Below are 3,907 nucleotides of genomic sequence, written 5' to 3'. Positions count from 1 at the left end.
ACCACCACAGTACAATCACTCGCGTTCGAGCAGGCCTACAAGCATTGAAGCAAGATATACCTGAAGGCTGGCCTGATTATGTTCTTCACCAAATGGTGACTGTCATGAAAGGCGGCGAAGAGGTGAAGCTATCCAAACGTGCCGGCAGCTACGTCACATTGCGAGACTTGATCGAAGAAGTTGGCCGCGATGCCACTCGCTACTTCCTGGTCGCACGCGCTCCCAGCTCACAACTAACATTCGATATTGACCTGGCTCGCAGCCAGTCAAATGACAACCCTGTGTACTATATCCAATATGCACACGCTCGAATTAGCAGTATTTTTAGAAAGGTTTTAGCAGCTTCTCCAGAGTGGTCTGCCGAAGACGGCCTAGCCAACCTAGAGCAGCTAAGCGTTGAAAGCGAACGTAAACTAGCAAACACGCTGGCTAGCTTCCCTGAAGTTGTCAGCATTGCGGGAGAGCAAAATGCGCCTCATCAAATTGCAAACTACCTCTATAGTTTGGCGAGCGACTTCCATACCTACTACAATTCAAATATTGTAATGGTTGAAGATAGTAAAATTAGAGATGCTCGTGCAGTGCTTTGCCTAAGCATCCAGCAAGTATTGAGAAACGGGCTTAAGCTACTAGGGGTTAGCGCTCCTGAAGAAATGTAATCACACCCGATAAACTATTGACGCGTTGATCATATGACTCAAGATTTTGCTAAGCCCTCGACCACTAAAAAGCCCGGAGCACCCAAGACAAAAAAAGGTTCTTCGGGAAAGTCTGGCGGGGCTAAAAGCAGCGCGAGCAAGAAGGCCAGCGGAGCAAGCCCTAAAGAAGTGCCAAGCTCAGCGCCGGTAAAAAACCGTACACCATTTTTTCTTTCCCTAATTGTACTGGTCTGTGCTTTTGCCTATGGCTTGTATTTTTTACAGTCTATTCCGCCCACTGAAACACCCGAGAAACAGCCAACAATATCCAAAAAATCCCCTTCTGCCAGCAAAAGCACGCCCGCCGAAGAAGCACCGGCAAAGCGTTTCAACTTTTACGATATCCTTCCAGAATCGACAGTGACTGCACCGAAGGTAGAAGAGTATCGCTTCAAACAAAAATCAGGCAGTGAAGACTACTTCTATGTGATTCAAACTGGCTCATTCAAAAACCGGGCAGATGCCGAGCGCCAAAAAGCCACTATCGCCTTTAAGGGCTTAAAAGCCAATATTGAAACAGTTACCAATGATAAAGGTACTGTCTGGCACCGAGTTAAAACCGGACCATTCACCAACCGTAGTAAGTTAAATAGCGCCCTGGATAAACTTGTATCTCTTAATATCCAGCCTCTCGTCAAGAAAGTAAAAAAAGATAGCTAAAGCGCCTTCTTAACGCTTGATATCTCTTCAAGCGACTCCATATAAAAACTTTCGCTGCTGCAATACATCGCTTAATCGCAGCTGGCAGTATTTAGTCAAAACACCAATTGAGCCACTTGGCCGCATTGGTGAACGCAAACTTTGTGGAGAAGTTCATGACAACCATCTTATCAGTCCGCCGCGAAGGCGAAGTTGCTCTTGGCGGCGACGGTCAGGTTTCGCTCGGAAACACCATCATGAAAGGCAACGCTAAAAAAGTGCGCCGACTCTATGACGGCAAAGTCATCGCCGGGTTTGCAGGCGGCACAGCAGATGCTTTCACATTGTTTGAACGTTTTGAAGCGCAACTAGAGAAACATCAAGGCAATCTTGTTAAAGCTGCCGTTGAGCTAGCCAAAGACTGGCGCACAGATCGCGCACTCAGAAAGCTTGAAGCATTGCTTGCCGTGGCAGACGAAAACAACTCTCTTATCATCACCGGTAATGGCGATGTAATAGAGCCTGAAGATAGCCTGATTGCAATTGGCTCTGGCGGCCCTTTCGCTCAAGCTAGCGCAAGAGCTCTACTTGAAAACACCGAGCTATCAGCACAAGAGATTGTTGAAAAAGGTCTAACGATCGCTGCCAACATCTGCGTATTCACTAATGATGCCTTTACCATCGAGCACCTTGGTGAAGCCAAATAGCCACTAATCAGGCACGACACAACTTAACGAAAGCCCGAATCAACATCACCCTTTACATGATACGGTACTAAATTCCATGGCAAACATGACTCCTCGCGAAATCGTACACGAGCTCAACCAACATATCATCGGCCAAGATGAAGCCAAGCGTGCAGTTGCTATCGCACTTCGAAACCGCTGGCGCCGCATGCAACTTGACCCGGCCTTAAGAGAAGAAATTTCCCCCAAAAACATTTTAATGATTGGCCCAACCGGTGTGGGTAAAACTGAAATCGCCCGACGCTTGGCTAAACTTGCTGATGCTCCCTTCCTGAAGGTTGAAGCAACGAAATTTACTGAAGTAGGCTACGTGGGTAGAGATGTAGAGTCTATTGTTCGCGATGTTGCTGACTCGGCCCTTAATATGTTGCGGCAAAAAGAAATGAAGCTTGTCGACACTAAAGCTGCTGACGCTGCTGAAGAGCGTATTTTAGATGCCCTGCTTCCTCCAGCACGAACGGGTGCCGACTCAGCTCAAAGCGATAATTCTTCGACGCGACAAATCTTCCGCAAGAAGCTCCGAGAAGGCGATTTAGACGATAAAGAAATCGATATTGAAGTCAGCGCCACACCTGTAGGCGTTGAGATTATGGCGCCTCCAGGCATGGAAGAAATGAGCAACCAGCTTCAGAATATCTTTTCCAGCATGTCCGGTGACAAAAAGAAAACCCGAAAACTAACGGTTAAAGACGCGCTTAAGCAAGTCAAAGAAGAAGAAGCTGGCAAGCTGGTAAATGAAGAAGACATTAAATCTAAAGCTATCCAGGCAGTTGAGCAGAACGGTATTGTCTTTATCGATGAGATCGATAAAGTTGCCAAGCGCTCTGAAGGCTCCTCCGCCGACGTATCACGCGAAGGTGTACAGCGCGATTTACTTCCACTAATTGAAGGAAGTACAGTAACCACTAAACTTGGGCCAATCAAAACAGACCACATTCTGTTTATTGCTTCAGGCGCCTTCCACCTATCGAAGCCTTCAGACCTTATTCCTGAGCTTCAAGGGCGCCTACCAATTCGTGTTGAGCTTAAAGCGCTGTCACCAGAAGACTTCCAAAAGATTCTAACCGAACCAAATGCTTCACTGATTGACCAATATATTGCACTTATGGCTACCGAAGGCTTAAAACTCAGCTTCAGTGAGGACGCACTCGAAACGATTGCACACATTGCCTGGAAGGTTAATGAGAAGACTGAAAATATCGGGGCTCGTCGCCTGCACACAGTGCTTGAGAGACTTCTGGAGCATATATCATTTGAGGCTGGCGACAGCCAACGAGATGACTTTGAAGTGACAGCTGACTACGTTAAAGAGCAACTCGATGAGTTGTCTGAAGATGAAGATTTAAGCCAATATATTTTGTAATCATTAAATCATCAGGGTCAGAGGAAAAACCTTCGCTTTTACTCTGACCCCAATGGCACTTACTTAAGGCAAACAAAGACGTCATTCCCTTGAATAAGGGAATCCATTGTTTTTACGAGTTATGCGACACATTAAAAGTAAAACTAAACGCATTAAATCATGCAGCGACGAGAAGTCTTCTTTTTTGTTTAGTCGTGTAGGATTCAAAACAATAGATTGCCGCCTGCGCGGCAATGACGATGGGGCATAGCGGGAATGACAAGCGTCGGAGCGCGTCCTAGCTTAAGTAAGTGCCATTCTACTCTGACCCCAATTAATCTTAAAACATAGATACTACTTTCTGAGAGACTCTTTCAAAATAGCTGTCACCACCAGACGAACCGCCCTTTACTTTGATTGTCTTGGGCCTGCTTTCCTGGCTACCCTGGTAGGTTGGCAAGGCCTCACCATACAGACCTGTA

At 46.5% G+C, this 3,907-nt stretch carries 4 protein-coding genes; all 4 read left to right on the top strand.

The window, feature by feature from the left end; all coding sequences use genetic code 11:
- On the top strand, positions 1 to 659 hold a 659-nt coding region (locus tag A3757_RS10850; RefSeq protein ID WP_255374984.1), incomplete at its 5' end, for a DALR anticodon-binding domain-containing protein.
- A 33-nt stretch (positions 660 to 692) separates the two neighbouring features.
- Complete coding sequence (locus A3757_RS10845) at positions 693 to 1,358, top strand: SPOR domain-containing protein (RefSeq protein WP_082865176.1); 666 nt, start codon at positions 693 to 695, stop codon at positions 1,356 to 1,358.
- A gap of 155 nt (positions 1,359 to 1,513) precedes the next feature.
- On the top strand, positions 1,514 to 2,044 hold the full coding sequence (hslV, locus tag A3757_RS10840) for an ATP-dependent protease subunit HslV (RefSeq protein ID WP_068509054.1): 531 nt from the start codon (positions 1,514 to 1,516) through the stop codon (positions 2,042 to 2,044).
- A 76-nt stretch (positions 2,045 to 2,120) separates the two neighbouring features.
- Positions 2,121 to 3,446 (top strand): ATP-dependent protease ATPase subunit HslU, encoded by a 1,326-nt coding sequence (gene hslU, locus A3757_RS10835; RefSeq protein ID WP_068509052.1) that lies wholly within the window; start codon positions 2,121 to 2,123, stop codon positions 3,444 to 3,446.
- Positions 3,447 to 3,907 lie beyond the last annotated feature (461 nt).

The organism is Oleiphilus sp. HI0117 (assembly GCF_001635235.1).
Note: the sequence above shows the minus strand (reverse complement) of the source record. Positions and strands in the feature narration are given on the sequence as shown.